22 protein-coding genes are annotated in these 25,931 nt (G+C 37.9%); 13 read left to right on the top strand and 9 right to left on the bottom strand.

Annotation, left to right across the window (positions count from 1 at the left end; genetic code table 11):
* The first annotated feature begins 37 nt into the window (after nucleotides 1–37).
* Genes serS through FORMA_RS03995 form a run of 6 tightly spaced genes read left to right on the top strand, consistent with a single transcriptional unit; the run spans nucleotide 38 to nucleotide 6,581 of the window.
* Complete coding sequence (gene serS, locus FORMA_RS04020) at nucleotides 38–1,309, top strand: serine--tRNA ligase (protein ID WP_069674444.1); 1,272 nt, start codon at nucleotides 38–40, stop codon at nucleotides 1,307–1,309.
* Nucleotides 1,310–1,360: 51 nt separating this feature from the next.
* Nucleotides 1,361–3,160, top strand: a complete 1,800-nt coding sequence (locus FORMA_RS04015; protein ID WP_069674443.1) for a tetratricopeptide repeat protein — start codon at nucleotides 1,361–1,363, stop codon at nucleotides 3,158–3,160.
* Complete coding sequence (locus tag FORMA_RS04010) at nucleotides 3,157–3,480, top strand: DUF4286 family protein (protein WP_069674442.1); 324 nt, start codon at nucleotides 3,157–3,159, stop codon at nucleotides 3,478–3,480. The genes FORMA_RS04015 and FORMA_RS04010 overlap by 4 nt, the downstream gene beginning before the upstream one ends.
* Nucleotides 3,477–4,262, top strand: coding sequence for a 16S rRNA (adenine(1518)-N(6)/adenine(1519)-N(6))-dimethyltransferase RsmA (gene rsmA / locus FORMA_RS04005; protein ID WP_442856324.1), 786 nt, complete (start codon nucleotides 3,477–3,479; stop codon nucleotides 4,260–4,262). Before FORMA_RS04010 ends, rsmA begins: the two co-directional genes overlap by 4 nt.
* 2 nt (nucleotides 4,263–4,264) lie before the next feature.
* On the top strand, nucleotides 4,265–5,635 hold the full coding sequence (mgtE, locus tag FORMA_RS04000) for a magnesium transporter (RefSeq protein ID WP_231925006.1): 1,371 nt from the start codon (nucleotides 4,265–4,267) through the stop codon (nucleotides 5,633–5,635).
* A 1-nt stretch (nucleotide 5,636) separates the two neighbouring features.
* On the top strand, nucleotides 5,637–6,581 hold the full coding sequence (locus FORMA_RS03995) for a 2-hydroxyacid dehydrogenase (RefSeq protein ID WP_069674440.1): 945 nt from the start codon (nucleotides 5,637–5,639) through the stop codon (nucleotides 6,579–6,581).
* Between the two features lie 15 nt (nucleotides 6,582–6,596).
* Here the strand turns inward: FORMA_RS03995 and FORMA_RS03990 are convergent, their stop codons facing one another.
* Genes FORMA_RS03990 through FORMA_RS03980 form a run of 3 tightly spaced genes read right to left on the bottom strand, consistent with a single transcriptional unit; the run spans nucleotide 6,597 to nucleotide 10,147 of the window.
* The gene (locus FORMA_RS03990) at nucleotides 6,597–8,408 is read right to left on the bottom strand and encodes a GNAT family N-acyltransferase (RefSeq protein ID WP_069674439.1); all 1,812 of its coding nucleotides are present in this window, start codon (nucleotides 8,406–8,408) and stop codon (nucleotides 6,597–6,599) included.
* A gap of 6 nt (nucleotides 8,409–8,414) precedes the next feature.
* Complete coding sequence (locus FORMA_RS03985) at nucleotides 8,415–9,665, bottom strand: aspartate kinase (protein WP_069674438.1); 1,251 nt, start codon at nucleotides 9,663–9,665, stop codon at nucleotides 8,415–8,417.
* Complete coding sequence (locus tag FORMA_RS03980) at nucleotides 9,653–10,147, bottom strand: GNAT family N-acetyltransferase (RefSeq protein ID WP_069674437.1); 495 nt, start codon at nucleotides 10,145–10,147, stop codon at nucleotides 9,653–9,655. Before FORMA_RS03980 ends, FORMA_RS03985 begins: the two co-directional genes overlap by 13 nt.
* 119 nt (nucleotides 10,148–10,266) lie before the next feature.
* On the opposite strand from FORMA_RS03980, the gene fbp reads away from it, so the two are divergent.
* The 3 genes from fbp to der all read left to right on the top strand — a co-directional run bounded on the left by fbp (nucleotide 10,267) and on the right by der (nucleotide 13,639).
* A complete protein-coding gene (gene fbp / locus FORMA_RS03975; protein WP_069674436.1) occupies nucleotides 10,267–11,277 on the top strand; it encodes a class 1 fructose-bisphosphatase in 1,011 nt (336 codons plus the stop codon).
* A 59-nt stretch (nucleotides 11,278–11,336) separates the two neighbouring features.
* Nucleotides 11,337–12,218, top strand: coding sequence for a GTPase Era (gene era, locus FORMA_RS03970; RefSeq protein ID WP_069674435.1), 882 nt, complete (start codon nucleotides 11,337–11,339; stop codon nucleotides 12,216–12,218).
* Between the two features lie 116 nt (nucleotides 12,219–12,334).
* Nucleotides 12,335–13,639, top strand: coding sequence for a ribosome biogenesis GTPase Der (gene der, locus FORMA_RS03965; RefSeq protein WP_069674434.1), 1,305 nt, complete (start codon nucleotides 12,335–12,337; stop codon nucleotides 13,637–13,639).
* Between the two features lie 20 nt (nucleotides 13,640–13,659).
* Here der and FORMA_RS03960 read toward each other — a convergent pair whose 3' ends face one another.
* Together FORMA_RS03960 and FORMA_RS03955 are read right to left on the bottom strand one after the other, a co-directional pair.
* On the bottom strand, nucleotides 13,660–13,989 hold the full coding sequence (locus FORMA_RS03960) for a MerR family transcriptional regulator (protein WP_069674433.1): 330 nt from the start codon (nucleotides 13,987–13,989) through the stop codon (nucleotides 13,660–13,662).
* On the bottom strand, nucleotides 13,990–14,961 hold the full coding sequence (locus FORMA_RS03955; RefSeq protein ID WP_069674432.1) for a M23 family metallopeptidase: 972 nt from the start codon (nucleotides 14,959–14,961) through the stop codon (nucleotides 13,990–13,992).
* A 122-nt stretch (nucleotides 14,962–15,083) separates the two neighbouring features.
* Between FORMA_RS03955 and alaS the strand changes: the two genes are divergently transcribed.
* From alaS to FORMA_RS03935, 4 genes are all read left to right on the top strand, one after another.
* Nucleotides 15,084–17,696, top strand: coding sequence for an alanine--tRNA ligase (gene alaS / locus FORMA_RS03950; RefSeq protein WP_069674431.1), 2,613 nt, complete (start codon nucleotides 15,084–15,086; stop codon nucleotides 17,694–17,696).
* Between the two features lie 10 nt (nucleotides 17,697–17,706).
* Nucleotides 17,707–18,654, top strand: a complete 948-nt coding sequence (locus tag FORMA_RS03945; RefSeq protein WP_069674430.1) for a GSCFA domain-containing protein — start codon at nucleotides 17,707–17,709, stop codon at nucleotides 18,652–18,654.
* Nucleotides 18,655–18,744: 90 nt separating this feature from the next.
* A complete protein-coding gene (locus tag FORMA_RS03940; RefSeq protein WP_069674429.1) occupies nucleotides 18,745–19,506 on the top strand; it encodes an enoyl-CoA hydratase/isomerase family protein in 762 nt (253 codons plus the stop codon).
* Between the two features lie 12 nt (nucleotides 19,507–19,518).
* On the top strand, nucleotides 19,519–20,577 hold the full coding sequence (locus FORMA_RS03935) for a branched-chain amino acid aminotransferase (protein ID WP_069674428.1): 1,059 nt from the start codon (nucleotides 19,519–19,521) through the stop codon (nucleotides 20,575–20,577).
* On the opposite strand, the gene FORMA_RS03930 is transcribed toward FORMA_RS03935, so the two are convergent.
* The 4 genes from FORMA_RS03930 to gcvP are packed head-to-tail and all read right to left on the bottom strand — an operon-like array spanning nucleotide 20,574 to nucleotide 25,861.
* Nucleotides 20,574–21,428, bottom strand: a complete 855-nt coding sequence (locus FORMA_RS03930; protein WP_069674427.1) for a glycosyltransferase family 2 protein — start codon at nucleotides 21,426–21,428, stop codon at nucleotides 20,574–20,576. The two genes, FORMA_RS03935 and FORMA_RS03930, sit on opposite strands and share 4 nt — an antisense overlap.
* Nucleotides 21,425–21,946 (bottom strand): methyltransferase, encoded by a 522-nt coding sequence (locus FORMA_RS03925; RefSeq protein WP_069674426.1) that lies wholly within the window; start codon nucleotides 21,944–21,946, stop codon nucleotides 21,425–21,427. Before FORMA_RS03925 ends, FORMA_RS03930 begins: the two co-directional genes overlap by 4 nt.
* The gene (locus FORMA_RS03920; RefSeq protein ID WP_069674425.1) at nucleotides 21,947–23,005 is read right to left on the bottom strand and encodes a 3-oxoacyl-ACP synthase III family protein; all 1,059 of its coding nucleotides are present in this window, start codon (nucleotides 23,003–23,005) and stop codon (nucleotides 21,947–21,949) included.
* 9 nt (nucleotides 23,006–23,014) lie between these two features.
* Entirely contained in the window at nucleotides 23,015–25,861 is a 2,847-nt protein-coding gene (gcvP, locus tag FORMA_RS03915) for an aminomethyl-transferring glycine dehydrogenase (RefSeq protein WP_069675438.1), read from the bottom strand.
* Between the last annotated feature and the right edge of the window lie 70 nt (nucleotides 25,862–25,931).

Here is a 25,931-nt window from a genome sequence, read left to right as displayed (position 1 = left end):
TTCAATTGATTAAATTTGTCAAATAAAAGTACGCTACATGTTACAAGTTGCATTCATTAGAGAAAACAAAGCAGAAGTTGTCGAACGTCTATCGAAACGCATTGATCATGCTGGAGATAGTGTTGAACAGCTCTTGGCTTTAGATCTTTCTCGTCGAACAACCCAAACACAATTGGACGCCACAGCCGCAGAGCTGAACACACTTTCCAAAGAGATTGGTCAGTTTTTTAAATCGGGACAGGTCGAAAAAGCGAATTTACTTAAGCAAAAAACTGCAGATCTCAAAGATCAAAAAGTGAAACTCACCGAGTCTTTGAACGCTACTGCTGATGAATTGCAACAACTATTGTATCAAATTCCAAACCTACCGCATGCCTCTGTACCTGAGGGTGACTCTGAAGATGATAACCTAGAAGTGTTTCGAAATGGTTCAGTACCAGAATTGCATAAAAACGCCCAACCCCATTGGGAATTGGCTAAAAAATATGACATCATAGATTTCGAGTTGGGCAATAAGATTGCTGGAGCAGGATTCCCTGTTTACAAAGGAAAAGGAGCTCGTTTACAACGTGCACTTATCAATTATTTTCTGGATAAAAACACCGCAGCCGGATACAATGAAGTACAAGTACCCCATCTTGTAAATGAAGCATCGGGATTAGGTACTGGTCAGCTTCCAGACAAAGAAGGACAAATGTATTATGTCTCTGCAGACGATTTGTACCTTATTCCAACGGGTGAAGTTCCTGCTACAAATATTTTTAGAGACCAGCTTTTACAAGAAAATGATTTACCCAAGCAACTCACAACGTATACCCCTTGTTTCCGAAGAGAAGCAGGGAGTTATGGCGCACATGTACGAGGGTTGAATCGATTGCATCAATTTGATAAAGTTGAAATACTTCGTGTGGAGCATCCAAAAAATTCTTACAATGCGCTCGATGCCATGGTAGAACACGTGAAAGGAATTCTTGAAGAATTGAAATTACCTTACAGAATTTTAAGACTGTGTTCGGGTGATTTGGGCTTCACGTCTGCACTGACTTACGATTTTGAAGTGTTTTCTACAGCTCAGGATCGATGGCTCGAAATCTCTTCTGTGTCGAATTTTGAAACCTTCCAGGCTAACCGCTTAAAATTACGTTTTAAAAATGCTGAGGGGAAAACTCAATTGGCACATACCCTAAACGGTAGTGCCTTGGCTTTGCCACGCGTTTTGGCAGGTATACTGGAAAATTATCAAACCGAATTAGGCATCGAAATCCCTGAAGTTTTACGCCCCTACACCGGCTTTGACCGAATAGACTAAATCAGTTTCAATTCTTGTCTGGACATTTACTATCTTTACCAAAATGCTGAGATGAAGCTATTTATTTGTTTGTTTTTTGGAATGTTTAATCTGCTTTTATGTGCCCAAACAGATTTTGATTTGGCCGAAAATTACTATGACAAAGGCGAGTTTGAAAAAGCACTTTTTATCTATCAAAAACTCCATAAGGAAGCGCCATCAAACTCAAATTTTGCTTTTAGAATAATAGAAGTACAACAAGAATTACAGCATTTTGAAGAAGCAGATGCATTCATAAATCATCAACTGAGTCTTAGAAACAATCCTCAGATGCTTGTGGAAATGGGCTATAATTTTCAGTTACAAAATAAATTAGAACAAGCTAGTGTATACTTTAAAAAAGCCATTGCTATTGCAAAAGCTACTCCAGCTTACTGTTACTCCATAGCACTTCGATTCGAAGAGCACAGTCTTGTTGACGAGGCCATTGAAGTTTATAAATTGGCAATAAATCAAACTAACAACACGAGTTACGAATACCGTCTTGCGGGCTTGTATGCACAGAAAAAAGATGTTCAAAACATGTTTTTGAGTTATTTGAATTTTACTGAAAACAACCCCACTTTTCTTTCTCAAGTATACCGTTTATTCGGCGATTATATTTCAGAAAACCCAGATGCTGAATACAACCAAATATTAAGAAAAATCCTTCTGAAGAAACTGCACACCTCGCCATCTATTTTTTGGAGTCAAATGTTGAGTTGGTTGTACACTCAGCAAAAAGATTACCAAAAGGCACTACTGCAAGAAAAGTCCATCTTTAGACGTAACCCAAGCAGTCTGCAAGGGGTAATCAATGTGGGCTTTAGAGCAAAATCAGATCAAGTCTATGATGTTACTGTTGATGCTTTTAATTTTATTATTCAAAATGCTCAGGATAGTAAACTTACGATTGAAACGCATAGGCAGTTAATCGAACTTGAATTAATCCAGTCTAGCCCCCAGGATTTAAACCAAATTCAGTCAAAGTACAATAACCTATTTGAAATTTACGGCCAGTCCTCAGAAACGCTAACACTGCAATTGTCTTATGCTCACTTTTTGGCTTTCTATCTTCATAATTACCCTGAGGCAATTAGTTTTTTAAAGACTGCAATCAATACTCAGCTGTCTGCGAATGAGTTGGGGCGCATCAAATTAAAATTGGCTGATGTTCTTATAATCGATGAGCAGTTCAACAAAGCTCTTCTGTATTACGCTCAAGTTTATACCACCCTCAGAAACAGCCCTTTGGCTCAAGAAGCCCGTTTCAAATCTGCAAAGGCAAGCTACTATTCAGGAGATTTTGAATGGGCTGAATCCCAATTAAAGGTTCTAAAATCTTCGACCTCACAGCTTATTGCCAACGATGCACTTGAACTCAAGCTTTTGATTACTGATCACAAATTTGGCGACAGTTTGCAGTCGCCTCTACGCCAATACGCTAAGGCAGACTTGTTGAATCACCAAAATAAAAAAATAGAGGCTATTGAGGTACTCAATAGATTAATCCAAGATCACAGTACCCACGCCATTGTTGATCAGGCTTTATTGTTTCAAGCAAAATTGTTTGAACAAAACAACCAATTCTCAAATGCCTCTGAAAATTATCTGAAAATTATCACTGATTTTTCCTCTGAAATTTTAATTGATGATGCCCTTTATGCAATGGCCCAACTACTTCGAATTAAACTCAGTCAAGATGAAAAAGCAATGCCGTATTACGAAAAAATTATATTTAATCACCCGGATAGTATTCATTTTGTAGACTCCAATAAACATTACCGAAGCTTAAGGGCTAAATACCAAAAGCAAACAACTATAGATTTATGATCATTTACAATGTTACCATCAACATAGAAGATTCAGTTCATTCTGAATGGCTAAAATGGATGAAAGATCACATTCCTCAAGTGCTTGCCACAGGCTTATTTTCAAAAGCTTTATTTACAAAAGTATTGGTTGAGGAAGAGATGGGCGGAACAACTTATTCTGTGCAATACTATGCTTATTCCAAAAGCACATTGACGCAGTATTATAAAGAATATGCCAACCAGTTGCAAGCCGATGGGATGAAGCGTTTTGGAAATAAAATGCTGGCTTTTCGCACTGAACTTGAATTGGTGGACGAATTTAAAGTAACCAAAGACTGATGAGCGTAAAACCAAAAAAGCATTTAGGACAACATTTTTTAAATGATGAATCTGTTGCTCGAAGCATAGCGGATACGCTTACGCTCAAAGGCTATGATAATGTATTGGAAATAGGCCCAGGCATGGGTGTTTTGACTAAGTACTTATTGGAGAAGCCTATAACAACTTATGTGATTGAAATTGATGAAGAATCGGCTTCTTACCTTCAAGCGCACTACCTACAGCTCTCTGACCACATTATTCAAGAAGATGTATTAAAGTATGATTTTTCTAAAGTTTTTGTCGATAAATCCTTTGCCATCATTGGAAATTTCCCCTACAATATTTCATCTCAAATCGTATTTAAAATGCTGGAAAACCGATCTCAAATTCCGGAGTTTTCAGGGATGTTTCAAAAGGAAGTTGCACGGCGAATTTGTGATAAGGGTGGAAGTAAGGCCTATGGTATTTTATCGGTTTTAGTACAAGCTTTTTATGATGCAGAATATCTATTTACAGTCCCGCCATCTGTTTTCAATCCGCCACCAAAAGTAGATTCAGGAGTTCTTCGCCTTACACGAAAACAAGATTTTGAGCTTCCGTGTGGTGAAAAACTATTCTTTTCGGTAGTAAAAAGTGCTTTTCAACAACGCCGTAAAACGCTGAGAAATAGTTTAAAAGGGTTTAATTTGTCGGAAAATTTAAAAGCAAATACTATCTTTGGCAAACGACCAGAGCAGTTGTCTGTTGATGCATTCATAGAATTGACAACAGCAATAGAAATGGATCATAAAATTGAATAAGCGTGGAAACGTCTAAAGAGCATATCCCTTTTGAGATTACAGCAGCTTTATTGGCAGCTATTGAATTGGACATCAAAAATAGAAATGATGGGCCACTTCAAGAGCAATTCAATGAGTTGCACTATGCCGATATTGCCGAAATTTTAGACGATTTAACTCTAGATCAAGCCACTTATATCATCAAGTTATTGGATAGTGAAACAACTTCTGATGTACTTGCAGAACTAGAAGAAGACGTTCGTGAGAAGGTACTTCAAAATCTTTCCGTAAAGGAAATTGCTGAGGAAGTTAAGGAATTAGATACCGATGACGCTGCAGATTTACTGTCTGAGCTGTCCCCTGAGCGTAAACAAAAAGTTATTGCGCAAATTGACGACAAAGAATTGGTCGCAGACATCAATGAGCTCCTCGAGTATGATGAAAACACTGCTGGTGGTCTGATGGCGAAGGAACTAGTCAAGGTTTATGAAACTTGGACTGTTGCGGGTTGTCTTAGAAAAATTCGTGCACAAGCCGAAAATGTTAAAAGAGTACATTCTATCTATGTGGTAACCAAAGAAGAAAAACTTATTGGAAGATTATCCCTAAAAGATTTGTTGATTGCCAAAAATGAAACAAAAATAAGTGCTATATATATACCAAAAGTTGATTCTGTTCATGTACACGATGATGATGAGGATGTGGCGCGTCTAATGGCCAAGTACGATTTGGAAGCTGTTCCAGTAGTCGATGACAAAAAAACCTTGTTGGGCCGCATCACCATCGACGATATTGTAGATGTTATCAAAGAAGAAGCTGAAAAAGATTACCAATTAGCGGCGGGTATTACACAAGATGTAGATGCAGAGGATAGTATTTTTGCACTCACAAAGGCCCGTTTACCATGGTTGTTTTTGGGTCTTATTGGCGGGGTTGGAGCCGCTGTAATAATGGGGACTTTTGATACTATAATTGAAGATTATCCTCTTATTTTATTATTCACTCCACTTATTGCCGCAATGGCTGGTAATGTAGGGGTGCAGTCGAGTGCTATCATCGTTCAAGGTTTAGCCAATGACGACATCAAAGGGAGTGTCAACAATAGATTAATCAAAGAGATGCTATTGGCCGCTCTCAATGGTATTGTCTTAGCCCTATTTCTTTTTGCTTTTATTTGGGCATGGCAACAAGATATTCAAACTGCATTGGCAGTATCGGTTTCATTGGTAGCTGTCATAATTGTTGCCGGAATTGTAGGGACTTTTATTCCTTTGTTTTTACACAAAAGGGGTATCGATCCAGCAATTGCTACCGGTCCTTTTATCACTACCAGCAATGATATTTTTGGTATTTTGATTTATTTCATCATCGCTAAATTCATTTTAAATATTTAACATGAATATCCTTCATGTGGATACCAACCATCCGTTACTGATTGAACAATTGGCCACTCTTGGTCATGTAAATCATGAGGATCTTATGAGTACAAAAGCCCAGATCCAGAACAAAATTGCCCAATATGAAGGCCTTGTGATAAGAAGTCGTTTTTCTATTGATAAATCTTTTTTAGACCAAGCTATAAATTTGAAATTCATAGGACGAGTAGGGGCTGGTTTAGAAAATATTGATGTGGACTATGCCGCTCAAAAAGGCATTCATTTGATTGCAGCACCAGAAGGCAATCGCAATGCTGTAGGCGAGCATGCATTAGGAATGTTATTGTCTTTATTTAATAAATTAAATCAAGCCGATAAAGAAGTACGCCAAGGGCTGTGGCAGCGCGAAGCTAATAGGGGTGTAGAGTTGGACGGCAAAACCATTGGAATTATAGGTTACGGGCATATGGGCAAAGCTTTTGCTAAAAAGTTGAAAGGATTTGAAGTTGAGGTTTTGTGTTATGATATAAAATCCAATATTGGTGATGATAATGCGAAACAAGTTGCGCTGGAAGAATTTCAAAAGAAGGTAGAAGTTGTGAGTTTACATACCCCACAAACCACACGTACAATAGGGATGATCAATAGAGAATTTATTCAAAAATTTACGCATCCTTTTTGGCTCATTAATACCGCTCGAGGTAAAAGTGTAGTTACCAAAGATTTAGTGGCAGCTTTAGAAACTGGACACATTTTAGGTGCAGGATTGGATGTATTAGAATATGAAAAAAGCTCCTTTGAAAACTTATTTAATGAAGACAATATACCCCAAGCTCTAAAGGATTTGATGCAATTCAAACAAGTACTATTGTCTCCACATGTTGCGGGCTGGACCGCAGAAAGCCACCGAAAATTAGCCCAAACGATTGTAGCTAAAGTTCAGGAGATTTTTCATCAAGTATAGTTCTGTTGAATTCAGTTACTCTCGCTCAGCTTGAGGGTCAAACTTACCCTCCAGTTCCGCTTGAAATTCTTCCATGACTGGGCGTACCGTACTATCAGGTAGATCAGAAATGCGGATGTACATTAACCCATCTATCGCATCGTTAAAAAGCGGATCTACATTGAAGGCAATAAGCCGTGCATTTTGTTTGATGTATTTTTTAAGTAATACAGGAAGGCGCAATGCACCAGGTTCAATTTCATCGATGATTTTATCAAACTTATTTAAATCGGCCTCTGTAGCATCGAATACAAAATCTTTATCGGTGTCTTTAAGTTTCACTTTAAATTCTTTTTTTGGGTGTACATATTGCGCCAAATAAGGATCATAGTAATGCGATTTCATAAATTCAATCATAAGCGATTTTGAAAAATTTGAAAAGCGGTTACTTATACTTACGCCTCCTATAAGGTATTTGTGGTTTGGGAAGCGCAAGGTAGTATGCACAATACCTTTCCAAAGCAGAAATAAGGGCATGGGTTTTTGTTGGTATTCCTTGATGATAAACGCTCTACCAAGTTCTATAGAATGACTCATCATTTTGTGAAGTTCGGGCTCAAATCGAAACAAGTCTTGAAGATAAAACCCATTGATGCCATAGGCTTCATACACATCCCTGCCAAGCCCCATACGATAAGCACCAGCCAAGCACTCCGCTTCTCTATCCCACAAAAACAGATGGTGGTAGTAACGGTCAAATTTATCCAAATCAATCGCCCGGTTGGTCCCTTCACCAATTTCTCGAAATGTAATTTCGCGCAGTCGGCCAATCTCTCTTAAAATATTGGGAATATTAGCAGCAGGAGCTAAGTATACCTCGTAATTTTTGCTCTCCAATAGGCGATGATCTTTGGCGCGTAAATCTTTTACTTCAGACCGCATCAGAAGACGATCAACAGGCGTGATGATTTTTTTTGGCGGTTTTTTGATTTTAATGTTCAAGGAAATATTTTTTAAAATTTTTGGCCGTTCAAATACATTCGAAAGCATGTATGTTTTTTTGCGGATAAAATTCGAAAATTCTTCTAAAGTTTGCTGTTGCTGTTGTTCTTTTACAGAGATAGGTCGTCCTATACGCACCCTAATGACTCTGTGTTTTTGTGTGAGCAATTCGGAAGGTAATTTTGCTGTTCTTAGGGTATCACTTATTTTTGATAGGCGGTAAAATAAGGGGCTGTTTTTCGCATGAAAATAAATAGGCACAACAGGGACTTCTGCTTTTTTAACCAGTTTCATTGCGGCTGCTTCCCAGGGCCTGTCTACCAATAGTTTTCCATCGCGGTACGTTGACACTTCTCCTGCTGGAAAAATTCCAAGGGGGTGCCCTTCTTTCAAATGCGTCAAGGCATTTTTGAATCCCACAACACTAGATCGCACATCTTTTCGATTTTCGAACGGATTTACGGGCATAATGTAGGGAATCAAGGGTTCTATTCTATGCAATATGAAGTTTGCGATAATTTTAAAATCTTTACGCTCTTCCAGCATCAGCTTTAGTAACAAAATACCATCAATTCCACCCAACGGGTGGTTGGAAATAGTCACATAGGCACCGTCTTTAGGTAAGCGTTTAAGGTCTTCTTCTGGAATGTCAAATTTGATTTGAAAATCATTCAAAAGTGCATTTAAAAAATCAAGATCAGACAAGTGTTTGTTGCGGTTGTAGATTCTATTGATGGTCGATATTTTGAGAACTTTCATCAGAATCCATCCACAAAATGTGCCTAAAAATCCATAGCCGTCAAGCTTAATCGCTTTTGCAATTTCTTTGGCAGAAACTATACTCATGTAGGTTTATTTAGTTATTATTTGAACAGTTTTTGGGGTAATTTGTTTCATTAATACGGTCTTGTTTTTTTGAATTTCTTCAATTGCATCTGTTGTATAGTGACGAATCGTGTACAGGTCAACAGCTTTGTCAAGACGCACGTTATATTTGGCTTTAAGTTGTAAAATAAGGGGCTCCAAATGATTGTAGCTATTTTCAATACAGACCGAAAAGCTAATAGCTGAATTCTGAATTGAACGCACTTTCATTTTGTATAAGTGCAACAATTTAAAGATGTGACTGATGTTTTCTTCAACGATGTACGAAAAGTCCAATGAAGAAACGGTAATCAATATTTGATCCTTCCTTAAAATATAACAAGGGACGTTAGGCGATAAATCTAAAGATTTACCCACTTTAGTTCCTTTATTTTTTGGCTCCAAAAAGCACTTGACATAAAGAGGGATTTCTTTCTGTTGTAGCGGTTGTAGTGTTTTTGGGTGTATGACAGAAGCGCCGTAGTACGATAACTCAATTGCTTCTTCGTATGATAGCGAATCAAGTAAAGTTGGATTTTCAAAAAAGCGGGGATCGGCATTTAGTACACCGGGTACATCTTTCCATATGGTAACGCTTTTTGCATTTAAACAAAATGCAAAAATGGCTGCAGTATAATCGCTACCCTCTCTGCCCAATGTAGTGGTAAAGTTGTTGCCATCACTGCCTAAAAAACCTTGGGTTATATGTAGTGCTTTCTCGTCAATAGCCTCTGAAATTTTAGACTGTGTTAGTGCCCATTCTACTTTTGCGTTTCGGTAGTAGCTATTTGTTTTAATGAGTTCTCGTACATCCAGCCATTTGTTTTTAACCCCTTTATGATTAAGATAGTAGCTAACAATAGTGGTGGAGATTAACTCACCAAAACCTATAGTTTGGTCGTAAACAAAACTATAATCTGGCGATTTATTTCGATCAAAAAACTCCGAGAGTTCACGAAAAAGCGCGGTTACAACCTTGAATACTTCATGAGATTCATTTTCAAATAATTCTAATAAGATCCCATTATGGTATTTTTTAACATCCTGAATACTACTTTGCAATTCGTGTTTTGAATTGAAGTAATGCTCGATGACTTTTTCTAGTGCATTGGTTGTTTTTCCCATCGCTGAAATAACAATAAGCGTTTTCTCAGTCCCAACACTCTGAAGTACTTTTTCTAGATTCCGAACGCCATCTGCATCTCTGACAGAAGCGCCTCCAAATTTTAAGATTTGCATGGGCTCAATTTAGATAAATATTTTTTTATGCCTTCTTCATTTAGGTGAACTACATCCCAATCGCGCTTGACGTCTGCTCCTTTTGCTTCATAAAATTGTATTGCTGGTGTATTCCAGTCGAGAACTTCCCAACTTACGCGTTTTACCTTCAAATCACTTGCATGCTTAACAACTCGGTCCAACAATGCTGAGCCGACACCTTTCCCACGCATATTTTTAGAAACAATTAAATCTTCCAAGTGCAACACACGCCCCTTCCATGTTGAAAATCGGGTATAAACCAATGCGATGCCAACGATATCATTGTCTGCTTCTGCAACAAAACAATCAAAATCTGAAGATGAACCAATTCCGTACCGGATAAGGTCATCGACCGAAATTTCGACGGCTAAGGGTTCTTTTTCAAATATGGCAAGTTCAACAATCAAGTCCAAAACTTTGGACATATCTGTTGCTTTAGCTTTTCGTATTAAAAATTCCATGTGCTGTATTCTGTAGGGTCAAAGATACTCAAATGACTTTTATTTTTCAGGAATTAATTACTTACGAAAACGTTGTAGTTGTTTAAAAATATTAGATATTTGCAGTAAATTTCTTTTAAATGTCTCAAAAAATTCAAACACTAGGTGAATTTATAATTGAATATCAATCTTCGTTTAGGTATTCCTCAGGCGAATTATCGCGGCTTATCAATTCTATTCGTCTAGCGGCAAAAGTAGTAAATCACGAAGTTAATAAAGCGGGGTTGGTTGATATTTTAGGAAAAGCAGGTGACACCAATGTGCAAGGCGAGAACCAACAGAAATTGGATGTTTATGCCAATGAAAAGTTTATTCAAATGCTCACCAATAGAAACATTGTTTGTGGAATCGCAAGTGAGGAAGAGGATGATTTTATTTCCATAAATAGTAACGACAACAACAACCAGAACAAATATGTAGTGTTAATTGATCCTTTGGATGGATCTTCCAACATTGATGTGAACGTTTCCGTAGGGACTATTTTTTCAATTTATCGCCGCGTGACTCCGATTGGAAGTCCTGTTAGTTTGGATGATTTTTTACAAAAGGGTGACGAACAAGTAGCTGCAGGTTACATCATTTATGGAACCTCTACCATGCTTGTTTACACTACTGGTCATGGTGTAAATGGATTTACCTTAAACCCAGCAATCGGCACATTTTATTTATCACATCCCGATATGACTTTTCCAAATAAAGGACAAATTTACTCAGTCAATGAAGGTAATTACGTGCATTTCCCCCAAGGAATAAAAGACTACATAAAATACTGTCAACAGCAAAAAGACGACCGTCCTTATACCTCCAGATACATAGGTTCTTTAGTTTCAGATTTCCATCGAAATATGATCAAAGGGGGTATTTATTTGTATCCTCAAAGTGCAGCCTATCCAAATGGTAAATTACGCTTACTGTACGAATGCAACCCAATTGCTTTTTTAGCGGAGCAAGCCAATGGAAAAGCGAGCTGTGGAACTCAGCGTATACTAGAAGTTTTACCCAAAACTCTTCATCAACGAAGTCCCTTTATTTGTGGCAGTGCACTTATGGTTGAGGATGTTGAAGCTTTTTTACATGCAGCAAACAAATGATTCAAAGAGGTTAGTTGGTCTGATTTGAAGATTGTACCTTTGCCCTAAAGACATTGTACATGCACAGAGCTGGTTTTGTAAATATTATTGGAAATCCAAATGTAGGTAAATCTACCCTTATGAATGCCTTTGTGGGTGAGCAGTTATCCATCATAACCTCCAAAGCTCAAACGACACGGCACCGTATTCTGGGAATTGTAAATGGAGACGATTTTCAATTGGTATTGTCTGATACACCTGGAATTATCAAACCTGCATACGAACTACAATCGTCGATGATGCATTTTGTTAAGTCTGCTTTTGAAGATGCTGATATTTTAATTTATATGGTTGAAATTGGCGAAAAATCACTAAAAGATGAAGCCTTTTTCAAGAAGATTACCGGGACCAAAACCCCTGTAATCCTACTCATTAATAAAATAGACACTTCTGATCAAGAGGTTTTGGAAGAACAAGCTGAATTGTGGCAATCTAAAGTTCCCAATGCCGAATTTTATCCAATTTCTGCCCTTACTGGATTTAATGTGAAAAATGTTTTTAATCGCATTATTGAGTTGTTACCAGAATCACCTCCTTTCTACCCTAAAGATCAGTTGACGGATAAGCCTGAACGTTTTTTTGTTAATGAAAAAATTCGAGAAAAGATATTGTTGCATTACAAAAAAGAAATTCCTTACGCTGTTGAAGTTGATACAGAAGAGTTTTTTGAAGAAGAAAAAATTATTCGAATGCGCTCTGTTATCATGGTGGAGCGCGAAACACAAAAAGGAATTCTAATTGGCCATAAAGGAAAAGCGCTAAAGCGTGTTGGCTCTGAAGCACGAAAAGACTTGGAGCAATTTTTTGGCAAGCAAGTACATCTAGAGCTTTATGTAAAGGTCAATAAAAACTGGCGTTCTAACACCCGTCAACTCAAGCGCTTCGGATACGATCAATCCTAAATCAGCTGTTGTTAATCCGTGGATTAGTGAATTTTCAACTGCTAGATTGATTTTTAAAGATGTACCCTCTTATCCAATAGAATTATCCTTATTTTTGCAGCAATTCAAAAAAACTAATGGGAAATATTGTAGCAATCGTAGGCCGACCAAATGTAGGCAAGTCCACATTTTTCAACCGTTTGATTCAAAGGCGAGAAGCTATTGTTGATGCTGTAAGTGGGGTTACACGTGACAGGCATTACGGCAAAAGTGATTGGAACGGACAAGAGTTCTCTGTGATTGACACTGGAGGTTATGTTGTTGGCAGTGATGATATTTTTGAAGCTGAAATCGATAAACAAGTAGAGTTGGCTATTGATGAAGCTGATGCTATAATCTTTATGGTGGACGTTGAAACCGGTGTAACAGGAATGGACGAGGATGTAGCCAAACTTTTGAGAAAAATCAAGAAGCCCGTATTTTTGGTAGTCAATAAAGTTGATAATGCCAAACGTGCTCAAGATGCCGTAGAGTTTTATGCATTAGGCTTGGGGGATTATTATACGATTGCCAGTATCAACGGAAGTGGAACAGGGGATTTGTTAGATGCTTTAGTTGAGGCTCTTCCTCAAGATAAAGAAAACGAAGAACCTGAATTACCTCGTTTTGCTGTTGTAGGCCGACCAAATGCTGGTAAATCTTCTTTTATAAATGCTCTGATTGGTGAAGAGCGCTATATAGTTACCGATATAGCAGGGACCACAAGGGACGCAATTGACACCAAATACAACCGTTTTGGTTTCGATTTTAACTTAGTTGATACAGCTGGAATTCGACGTAAAGCTAAAGTTAAAGAGGATTTAGAATTTTACTCAGTGATGCGCTCTGTTCGCGCGATAGAAAATGCCGACGTTTGTCTATTGGTGTGTGATGCTCAAAGAGGTTTTGATGGTCAAGTTCAGAATATATTTTGGTTAGCCCAACGCAATAACAAGGGTGTTGTAATTTTAGTAAATAAGTGGGATTTAGTAGAAAAAGACACCAAAACCACTAAAGCATTTGAAACCCACATTAGAAAGCAAATAGAACCATTCACAGATGTCCCCATTGTTTTCATTTCTGCATTAACTAAACAGCGTATTTTTAAAGCGATTGAAACGGCTGTAGATGTTTATAAAAACAAATCAAAGCGTATCAAAACAAGTGTATTGAATGAAGATTTGTTGCCTATTATAGAGCACAATCCACCTCCAGCTTTGAAAGGTAAATACGTAAAAATTAAATACATAATGCAATTGCCAACTCCTCAGCCACAATTTGCATTTTTCTGTAACTTGCCACAATATGTAAAGGAACCGTACAAACGTTTTTTGGAAAACAAACTACGATCGTTGTATGATTTCAGTGGTGTGCCAGTAACTATCTTTATGCGTAAGAAGTAAAAGTTAAACGCTCTTTTATCTTAGATTTGAGACTTTATTTTTATGAGTTGATGCTTAATTGATTCTAGTTTGCAAATGATATCGAAATTCGTCAATGATTTTCCTTTATTTGTTTTTAAATACGATTTTGCACCCTCTAATGTGTAGCCCTGCTCTTTAACTAAATGGTAAATCAACTTTAAATTTTTAATATCATCAGGTGTAAATCGTCGGTTTCCTTTGGCGTTTTTTTTTGGCTTTAAAATAGAAAATTCACTATCCCAAAAGCGGATCAAAGAAGTTTTCACACCAAATCCCTTGGCAACTTCTCCAATGCTGTAATAGAGCTTTTTTGGCAGATCGACATGCATTTAATCAAGAGATTGATTTTCTACTGAGGCTTTGGCCAACAAATCATTAAATTCCTTACTTGTTAGGTTTCCATAATAGAAGTTGAGTGGATTTATGCGTCGTTTGTCTTTGAAAATTTCATAATGAAGATGCGGTGCTTGCGATCGCCCAGTACTGCCCACAAAGCCTATGATGTCGCCACGCTTTACACGCTGATTTTTCCGCACATTGTATTTGTACAAGTGCGCGTAAAGACTTACATAGCCATAACCATGGTCAATTCTAATGTGTTTTCCATAGCCTGAAGATCTTGAGTCAGCACGTTTTACTATGCCATCTCCGCTTGCATATACCGGAGTTCCTCTAGGTGCAGTAAAATCCATTCCGTAATGGAACTTTCTTATTTTTGTAAAAGGATCTGTACGGAATCCGTAACCTGAAGCCATTCGCGTTAAATCTTCATTTTTTATTGGCTGAATAGCTGGAATCTTCAATAGAAAGTTTTCCTTGTCCTTTGCTAAAGCGGTGATCTCATCTAAAGATTTAGATTGAATGACTAGTCGTTTTTGTAAAATATCCACGCGTTTATTGGCCTCAGCGATAAGGTCAGAGTTATTGAAGCCCTCAAATTTATTATATCGGTTTACTCCGCCAAATCCTTGAGTTCGCTGGACGTCAGGAATAGGGTTAGCTTCAAAATAAAGCCTGTAAATGGTGTTATCCCGTTCTTCGATATTACCTAAAACATCTTCAATCTCATTGACCTTCTGGCTCAAAAGCGTGTATTGGAGTTCCATGTTTTGAAGCTCTCTATTCAATATCTTTTCTTTTGGAGACTCAAAATATTGACTCCCAATAAGCACCATAAAAAATCCAAAAAGGGCAGAGGCAAATATGAACCCGAGGGTGTATCTTACCTTAGTCTTTTTGTCGGTTGTGATCTTTCTGTAGGAAAGAGTTTCAGGATCGTAGTAATATTTTACGTTAGACATTGCCTAAAAAGTTCTATTTTTGTTTCGTATTTTGGAAGTGTAAAAACTGCATTTCTTCCGATAACAAATATAATTTGTTTTTGGAGTAAAATCAAATTATTTCAAAAAGGTTAATAAAGCACATGAAATCTCAAGATATAAGAGCCAATTTTCTAAAGTTTTTTGAGGAAAAAAAACACACTATTGTTTCTTCAGCTCCAATGGTGGTCAAGGACGATCCAACCTTGATGTTTGTCAACTCGGGAATGGCACCATTTAAAGAGTATTTTGTCGGAAATGGACAACCTCCAAGCAAACGAATTGCCGATACCCAAAAATGTTTGCGCGTTTCGGGCAAACACAATGACTTGGAAGAGGTGGGTTATGACACATACCACCACACGCTTTTTGAGATGCTGGGCAATTGGAGTTTTGGAGATTATTTCAAAAAGGAAGCCATCTCTTGGGCTTGGGAATTACTTACAGACGTCTACAAAATAGACAAAAACATTCTGTATGTCACTGTTTTTGAGGGTGATAAAAAGGATAAAACTGAGATGGATACTGAAGCTTTCTCTATTTGGAAAAATATTATTTCCGAAGACCGTATTTTGATGGGTAACAAAAAAGACAACTTTTGGGAAATGGGTGAACAAGGACCTTGTGGGCCTTCTAGTGAGATTCATATCGATCTCCGAAGTGAAAAAGAAAAAGCTGAAATCCCTGGTTCTGAATTGGTCAATAAAGATCATCCACACGTTGTTGAGATTTGGAATTTAGTTTTTATGGAATACAACAGAAAAGCCGATGGATCTCTCGAGAATCTTCCGCAAAAGCATGTGGATACAGGAATGGGTTTTGAGCGTCTTTGTATGGCTCTTCAGGGAGTTCAATCCAACTACGATACGGATGTTTTCACGCCAATTATCCGAGAAATCGAAACTATTTCAGGAAGTGATTATGGGCAAAACGAACAACACGACATTGCTATCCGCGTTATAGCGGACCACATTAGAACTGTTGCTTTTTCAATTGCCGATGGACAATTGCCCAGCAATACTGGAGCTGGTTATGTAATCCGCCGGATTTTAAGGAGAGCAGTGCGATATGGTTTTACTTTTTTGAACCAAAAAGAACCGTTTATGTATCGTTTGGTGGATGTGCTTGTTAAAAAAATGGGAACAACTTTCCCTGAGCTTAATGCGCAAAAACAATTGATTCAAAACGTAATTAAGGAAGAAGAGACTTCATTTCTTAAAACCCTGGATCAAGGCTTGATATTACTTGACCGTATCATCAATACCACTAAAGGGGATGTTGTTTCTGGCGACAAGGCTTTTGAATTGTATGATACATATGGTTTTCCTGTAGATTTGACGGCGCTTATTCTTCAAGAAAAAAATATGCGCCTTGATGAGGCCGGTTTTCAGACTCAACTTGAAAAGCAAAAAAAGAGATCTAGGGCTGCTAGCGAAGTTTCCACTGAAGACTGGACCATTATCCGTGAAGATGATGAGCAAGAATTTATTGGTTACGAAACACTAGAAACAAAAGTTAAAATTGTTCGCTACCGCAAGGAAGTGTCTTCAAAACACGGAACACAATACCAATTGGTTTTCAATCTTACTCCCTTTTATGCTGAAGGCGGCGGGCAAGTTGGAGATAAGGGTTATTTGGAGGCCGCCAATGGCGATGTAATTTATATTTTAGATACCAAAAAAGAAAATAATGTTGCGGTGCACATCAGCCGAGATTTACCTAAAAATCTAACAGATTCTTTTACTGCGGTTGTGGAAAACAAACAACGTTTCAGGATAGAATGTAACCATACAGCTACCCATTTATTGCATCAAGCTTTACGTGAAATTCTTGGAGTCCATGTAGAACAAAAGGGAAGTGCTGTACATTCAAAATACTTACGTTTCGATTTTTCACATTTTTCAAAACTATCGTCTGAGGAACTTCAGCAAGTAGAACACTTTGTCAACTCTAGGATTGAAGGGCGCTTACCACTAGAAGAACAACGAGCAGTACCCATGACCCAAGCTGTAGCCGATGGTGCCATTGCGTTGTTTGGGGAGAAGTATGGTGATGTTGTGCGTACCGTACGCTTTGGAAACTCCATCGAATTGTGCGGTGGAACTCATGTAAAAAATACAGCAGACATCTGGCATTTTAAGATCACCTCTGAGAGTGCTGTTGCATCTGGAATTCGACGTATTGAGGCGATTACTAATGATGCAGTGAAAGACTATTTCAGTGAGAATGATCAACGTTTCAAACAGATAAGAAATGCACTTAATAACGCAGCTGATCCAGTCAAAGCAGTAGTTGATCTCAAATCTGAAAATAGTCAATTAAAGAAACAGATAGAACAACTTCAAAAAGATAAGGCTAAAGGCGTTAAATCTCAATTAATAGCTGAAATTCAATCCATCAATGGGCTTAATTTTTTAGCTAAGAAGCTTGATTTAGATGCTTCTGGGATGAAAGATGTTTCTTTTGAAATTGGTCAAAAAGTAGAAAATGTAGTATTAATTTTTGCTGCTGAACACAATGGAAAAGCCTTATTGAGCTGTTATATTTCAAAAGATATTGTCGCTTCAAAAAAATTAAATGCTGGTGCTATTGTACGTACACTCGGAAATTACATAGAAGGTGGAGGTGGTGGTCAACCCTTCTTTGCGACTGCTGGAGGGAAAAACCCTGCAGGAATACCTGAAGCACTTGAACAAGCCGTTACTTTGATTTCTTAATTCCAAAGCTTTGAAGTTTCAAACACAAATTCCATTACATTCTGCTGAAGGTCGTCTATTGGATTTTGATACGCAGTCAGTTTTATTGGGATCGTGTTTTACGAAGCATCTATCAAATAAGTTAGAGTATTATAAGTTTCAAACTCTAAGCCATCCATACGGGATTTTATTTCACCCTCAAGCTCTATTGACTTTATTGAAACATGTTCATCAAAACCATGCTGATGAACAAGCCATTTTTTTTAGTGATGAACAATGGAAAAGTTTTGATACACATTCATGCTTAAACCACAGTTCAAAAGCCACTTTTCAAAATCAATTAAGTTTGCGCTTAAATGAATGCAATACGTATTTCAAATCTGCATCTCACTTTATCATAACGCTAGGAACGGCTTGGTGTTACCGTCACCTAAAAACTAAAAATCATGTAGCAAATTGCCACAAACAACCGTCTTCACTATTTGATAAAAAGTTATTTGGCATTGATGAATTGACTGATATATTATATGAAATCACTAATTTGATTCATGGCTTTAACTCAAAAGCTGAGGTTATTTTCACGGTCTCTCCCGTGCGCCACCTCAAAGATGGATTTATAGAAAACAGCCAGAGCAAAGCACATTTGATTTCAGCTGTTCATCGTGTGGTTCAAACAGCACCACTTTTGCATTATTTTCCGTCTTATGAGCTTATGATGGATGAATTAAGAGATTATAGGTTTTACGAACGTGATATGCTTCATCCCAATGCTCAAGCAATCGATTTTATTTGGGAGAAATTTAAATCTATATGGATCAACCCTAAGCTGCACACTGTTCTTAAAAGTATTTCGCGTATTCAAAATGGCTTACAGCACAAACCCTTCAACCCTGAAAGTGCAGCACATCGAGAATTTCGGAGTTCATTGGAAGCGGAAGTAAAGCGCTTAACAAAAGAATACCCAGGATTAAATTTTTAGTTTTAGTCGGCCTATTTCCAATCTAACAGAATTTATTTTAGGAGACCAATTCCTAAAATTGAAGTATATTAGCTAAAGAAAATCGACAAAATGAATATCAAACCCTATGTAAAATTATCTAAATCTCAAAACGTAGGTTATGTTGAGTTTTATAGCCCTCCGCACAACGCATTGCCCGCACAAATGCTGTCAGAATTGACAACAGCCATTACCAATGCTGGAAAAAATGACGACATAGGAATTATTGTTTTGAAAAGTGGTGGAGACCGCACATTTTGTGCTGGTGCAAATTTCAATGATCTTGCGGCTATCTCCAACCCTGAACAGGGTCAAACATTCTTTATGGGCTTTGCTAATGTTATAAATGCCATTCGAAACAATCCAAAAATAGTTATTGGATGCGTACAAGGCAAAGCAGTAGGAGGTGGTGTAGGGTTGGCGGCTGCAGTTGACCTTTGTTTTGCAAGTGAATTTGCTTCAATAAAATTAAGTGAGTTAAGCATAGGTATTGGCCCCTTTGTCATTGAACCTGCACTAAGGCGAAAATTAAGTCGTTCAGTTGTTTCGCAATTAACTTTGAGTCCACAAACTTTTTTCTCTGCAAAATGGGCTCGTGAAAAAGGACTTTATGCAGATGTTTTTAGCACTAACGAAGACTTGAATAAACATGTTATAAATTTGGCTGAAGAACTTGCTCGTTATAATCCCAAAGCACTAAATGAATTTAAAAAAATTCAATGGCAAGGGACAGAGCATTGGGGAGAATTGTTGGCGCAACGTGCCAAAATCAGTGGAGCACTGGTTTTGAGCTCCTTTACAAAAGCGCAATTGAAGAAGTTCACTAAGTCATAAACTAAAATACAAATGAGTACCCAAATTCGAATACAAAAAGTAAAACAATCGAAAGCGAATACTTTAGATTTTAACGATATCCCTTTGGGAAGGACCTTTACAGATCATATGTTTTTGTGTGCATTTGAAAATAATGCTTGGCAGCAACCAGAGATTATACCGATGGGGCCTTTGCCTACTCACCCTGCTGCAATGGCTTTGCATTACGGTCAAGCTATTTTCGAGGGAATGAAAGCAACAGTAAACCTCGAAGGCACACCAATGTTGTTTCGTCCGGAACAAAATGCAAAACGTTTAAATTTTAGTGCAAGACGTTTGGGAATGCCTGAATTTCCCGAGACGCTTTTTGTTGAAGCGCTCAAGGCTTTAGTCGATTTAGATCGAAATTGGATTCCTCCCCAACAAGGCAGTGCATTGTATCTCCGCCCCTTTATGTATGCCGATGAGGCTTTTATTGGAATGAGAGCTGCCACCAAGTATAAATTTATAATCATGGCATCTCCTTCCAACCCTATATACAGCAAAAGGGTCCGTTTGTATGCAGAGACCCATTATATACGTGCCGCTCACGGTGGTACTGGAGCCGCAAAAGCTGCTGGAAATTACGCAGCAGCAATCTTACCCACAGAACACGCAAAATCTAAGGGATATGATCAAGTGTTGTGGTTAGATGCGCAACATTTTAAAAGTATTCAAGAGGTGGGGACCATGAATATCTTTTTCAAAATCAAGGGTCAAATCATTACTCCAAATTTAGATGGTGCTATATTAGCTGGAATTACTAGAATGAGTGTCATTGAACTTTTGCGTCACAAGGGGTACCAAGTTGTTGAAAGACCCATCAGTATTGATGAAGTTAGAGAAGCTTCAAAAGAAGGAACTTTGGAAGAGGCTTTTGGAACTGGCACAGCTGTTGGTATTGCCATGATTCAGGATATTGGCTATAAAGATAAAGATATTCATGTTTCGGATGAAAGTCCTGTTGGTCAAATGGTTTTAGACACTATAAATGGAGTGCGCTCGGGAAATCTAAAAGATGAATTAAATTGGATGTGCAGAATTGAATCCTAGTAGCGAAGAATTAATTTTCTAATTTTTCTCCAGCGGTATGATCTAATAAATGCTCCTTCTTCAGCGGAAACTATAAAATTACTATTGGAATACCACGCTTTATAATAACCCATCAAATAATCCATAAATAGACGTATTTTCTTTTTCTTAAAGGCTAATTTAAGGGCTGATAAAAAAGCCAAAACAAAACCGTTCCGCATTTTATAAAGCGCTATTCCTTGAAAGTATTTTGCGCTTTTGTTATAAGTTGATCCAGTCGGTTTCAAATGCTTTACCTGTAGGCTGTCATCTGTTCTAAAGCCCCATCCGTTGTAAAGGGCTACTAGCTCATCTATCGTGTCCCAACCCATTGATTTTTTAAGGCCACCAATTGCTTTAAAGCATTCTTTTCTGTACGCTTTTAATGGACCTCTTATGTGGTCATTTGAGGTTAAATTTTCTAAAATCCATTTTCCGTTTTTTTCAATATAACAATGTCCTGCGACAAGGCCCAATTTTGGGTCATTTCGGTAATGCTTAGCAATGGTTTCTAAGTAATTTTTAGGGAAAATTAGATCTCCATCAAATTTACAGACTACGTCATAATCGCCGTCGAGTTGCTCAAATCCTTTGTAAAAGGCTGTTATGATTTTTTCACCTGGTAAATGCTTTTCTGAAGATCGATGCTGCACCATTTCAATAAAGGGATATTGGTTTATGAGTCCTTCAACAATTTTAGATGTTTGATCACTAGAATTGTCATCAACAACAATAATTTTTTTAGGAACTAAAGATTGTTCCGACAAGGAAACAAGGCAGTCTTTTATAAACGCTTCTTCATTATGGGCAGGGATGACGATGTAAAATCTCATTTTCGTTCGGCGTAAACAATATAATATCTTGGTGTAAACCTCCTTAATATAGGGCGAATACCAATTTTATTAGTTGGATTTGTCCATTTTTTTTTATCAACAATATGCCAGCCAGCTTTTTCCAATAACCAATCAAATTGCCAGTCTTCAAATTCATGAAAATGACGATCGCGTAGGTCGGTTTTGCTCCTGTATGCTGTTGAAAACCAAAGTCTAAGCGGTACGCTTGCGACTAATTTATTAGCTTTTATTTCTTTCAGTATGGAAAAAGGAGTTACTAAATGCTCGAAAATTTCGAAAGCGGTAACAACTTCTGCATTAGAATTTTGCACAGCTGAAAAATCTACATCAAGATCTTCCCCAGTAGTATTTGCAACAATAAATCCACTCTTTTGGAGTAATTTTGATAAAGGATTTGTAATACCTAGATCAAGAATTTTTTCGCCAACAGAAATATGCTGCTTAACAAAATCGAGTGTTTTGTTGTACCGTTTTGTTGGAAAATTCTTTTCGTACATTTAATATTTATAAACAATGGCGTTGATGTGCATACCTGCACCTACGCTTGCAAATATAATAACATCACCTTTACTGAGATTATGTTCTTTAAGAACACCTTTTCTGATCAAATCAAATAATGTGGGCACGGTAGCTACTGAGCTATTACCGAATTTATGAATTGTCATGGGCATGATGCCATCCGGAACAGCTGTTTTATAGAGTCTATAGAAGCGTTTTACAATGGCTTCATCCATTTTTTCGTTGGCCTGATGAATGAGTATTTTTTTGACTTCATTTATGGAAAAACCACTTTTATCCAAACAATTTTTAAGTGCATTAGGAACGTTATTTAATGCAAATTCATAAATTTTTCTTCCGTACATTTTAATGTACCTCACATCTTCATCCTGGCTTTTATCATTGGAGTTGCCAAAAAATAAATGGTATATCTCGTCGTGTGTATAAGAAGCAGATTCATGAGCAATGATTCCTCCTTCTTCCTCACTAGCCTCTATAACTGTAGCGCCTGCTCCATCAGCATAAATCATTGAATCTCGATCAAAAGGATCGACTACTCTTGAAAGAGTTTCGGCCCCAATAACCAAACAGCGTTTTGCCATCCCCGCTTTTATGAAGGCTTGTGCTTGTACCACCCCCTCGACCCAGCCAGGGCAACCAAAAAGAATGTCATATGCGACACATTTTGGGTTTTTAATTTTTAAAAGGTGTTTTATTCGCGCAGCTAAGCACGGCAGAATATCACTTTGGATGGTCTTATGTTTCACATCGCCAAAATTGTGGGCACATATGATGTAATCTAAAGTTTCGGGGTCAATTTTCGCGTCCTCAAGAGCTTTATTTCCTGCAAAAGCACCTAAATCTGAAGCAGTAAGTTTGTCATCGGCGTAACGTCTCTCCGAAATTCCAGTAATCGCCTTAAATTTATCAATAACAATATCTGCCGGTGTTTCGATAGATTCTCCCTCAAGAGTATAAAAATCACGATTGATAAAATCGTTATTTTTTTTAATAAGTTCAGGGATATAACTTCCAGTTCCAGTAATTCGAATGCTCATATTTTCTATTTAAACTTCGGCGTATTCATCTATTGGGACACAAGTACATATTAAATTCCTATCGCCATAGGCATCATCAACACGGCGTACAGAAGGCCAGAATTTATCTTCTTTTACATATGACAAAGGGAATGCTGCCGTTGCTCGACTGTATGGGTAATCCCATTGGTCGCTACAAATCATTTCTTGCGTATGGGGTGCGTTTTTTAGTGGATTGTTGGGTTCTGATTTACTTACTTTTTCAATTTCTTGTCTTATGGAGATCATGGCATCACAAAAACGATCCATTTCAGCTTTACTCTCGCTTTCTGTGGGTTCAATCATCATAGTACCCGCAACTGGAAATGAAACTGTTGGCGCATGAAACCCATAGTCCATTAGACGTTTGGCAATATCGGTGACTTCAATTCCATTGGTTTTGAAAGAACGGCAATCGATAATCATTTCGTGGGCTGCACGGCCTTTTTCACCAGTATAAAGAGTTGGGTAATACCCCTCAAGCCGTTCTTTAATGTAGTTGGCATTTAAGATGGCGACCTTTGTAGCTTGAGTAAGGCCCTCTGCTCCGAGCATTTTAATATATCCATAAGAGATTAGGCAAGCAAGCGCAGAACCATAAGGTGCCCCAGAAATCGATGTGATGGCTTGGCTCCCCCCAGTTTTTATTAATGGATTTCCAGGGAGAAAGGGTGTGAGCTGTTCGGCTACACAAATAGGTCCTACTCCTGGACCACCACCACCGTGTGGTATAGCAAAGGTTTTATGTAAGTTGAGGTGGCATACATCCGCACCAATTTGTCCAGGGTTTGTAAGTCCTACTTGCGCATTCATATTTGCGCCGTCCATGTACACTTGTCCGCCGTAATCGTGAATGATTTGTGTGATTTGTTTTATTTCAGATTCATAGACTCCATGGGTTGAAGGATAGGTAACCATAAGGGCAGCAAGACTGTCCTTATGTTGAATGGCTTTTTGACGTAAATCTTCAACATCAATATTTCCGTTTTCGGAGGATTTAGTGACCACAACTTTCATTCCAGCCATCACGGCACTGGCGGGGTTTGTACCATGAGCAGATGATGGGATGATGCATATTTTTCTGTGGTGATCTCCACGCGATTCATGATATGCCTTGATCGTCATAAGCCCAGCAAATTCGCCCTGAGCTCCAGAATTGGGTTGCAAAGAGGTGCCTGAAAAACCAGTAATTTCGTTGAGTTGTTTTTCTAGTGTGCTAAGTACTTCAGCATATCCTTTAACTTGATCTAATGGGGCAAAGGGATGGATATTTCCCCAATTGGACCAACTTAATGGCAGCATTTCTACTGCAGCATTTAGCTTCATTGTACAAGAACCTAGGGAAATCATTGAGAAATTCAATGCTAAATCTTTGCGCTCTAGGCGTTTGATGTAGCGCATCAACTCTGTCTCTGAATGGTAGGTGTTAAAAACAGAATTAGTAAGAAAACTTGATTTTCTGATTAAATTTTCGGGGAGAACTTCACTTGATGAATCTTCAAGTTCGATTGTGTTGTTTAATGCTTTTGAAAAAATAGAAAGAATTACTTTTAAGTCCTTTTCGTCTGTAGTTTCATTTACAGAAATGGAAACAGTAGTGGTATCAGGGTAAAAGAAATTAACCTCATGATTTACTGCAATTTCTTTGATTTTGTCGACCTTTTCGACTTTGATGCGTAAGGTGTCAAAATAGTTATGATATTCAAGAACTAGTCCTGCTTTTGTCAATGCATTGGCAAGACGATTTGTGTTTTGATGGACTTTGTTGGCGATATATTTTAGTCCATTTGGCCCATGGTATACGGCATACATGCCAGCCATTACAGCCAGTAAAACTTGCGCGGTACATATGTTGGATGTAGCTCGATCTCTTTTGATGTGTTGCTCTCTAGTTTGAAGCGCCATACGTAGAGCACGTTGCCCGTTCATATCTTTTGTTACTCCTATTATTCGTCCAGGGATATGGCGTTTATAGGCTTCTTTAGTAGCAAAGTATGCGGCATGTGGCCCTCCATAACCCATAGGAATCCCAAAACGCTGCGTGGTGCCCACCACTACATCGGCACCAAATTTCCCAGGTGCTTCAAGTTTTACTAAACTCAGAATATCCGCAGCGACAGCAACTTTGATATTGTTGGCATTAGCCGTTTCAATAAAGGTTTCTATGTCTGTAATATTTCCTGATGCACCTGGATATTGTATAAGGGCTCCAAAAAAATCCGAATTAAATTTAAACTCTTCAGCATTGCCAATGACCAGTTCGACTCCAATAGGGATAGCTCTAGTTTGAAGTACAGCCAGTGTTTGGGGGAATATATCTTCTGAAACAAAAAACTTAACTACAGCTGATTTTACAGAGGCACGGTCTCTAACGGCAAATAAAAGTGCCATTGCTTCAGCTGCCGCGGTACTCTCATCAAGCAAGGAAGCATTAGCCAATTCCATTCCGGTTAGGTCTGTTATCATTGTTTGAAAATTCAGTAAAGCTTCAAGGCGACCCTGAGCAATTTCTGCTTGGTATGGAGTATACGCGGTGTACCATCCGGGGTTCTCAAGTATATTTCTTTGAATTACTGCAGGTAAATTGGAAGGGTGATATCCCATTCCAATATAGGATTTAAAAACTTTATTTTTTGAACCCAAATTGTGGATGTGTTCTAGAAATTTTTGCTCACTCAGTGGATGCTCTAACTTCAAAGGTCTTGGAAGGCGGATATTGTTTGGTACAGTTTGGGCGATTAATTCGTCTATGGACTGAACTCCTATGGCCTGTAACATTTCGTTGACCTGAGTAGTATTAGGACCTATATGTCTTTGCGAAAAAATATCTGGGTTCATATCTTCTTTTTTAGAAATGGTACACAAAATTACGGATTTATTCATGTTTTTTTTGTTAATAAATTAAAGT

This window comes from Formosa sp. Hel3_A1_48, assembly GCF_001735715.1.
Taxonomy (GTDB): domain Bacteria; phylum Bacteroidota; class Bacteroidia; order Flavobacteriales; family Flavobacteriaceae; genus UBA3537.
The sequence above is the reverse complement of the archived record's forward strand: the minus strand, read 5'-3'. Positions and strand labels throughout refer to the sequence as shown.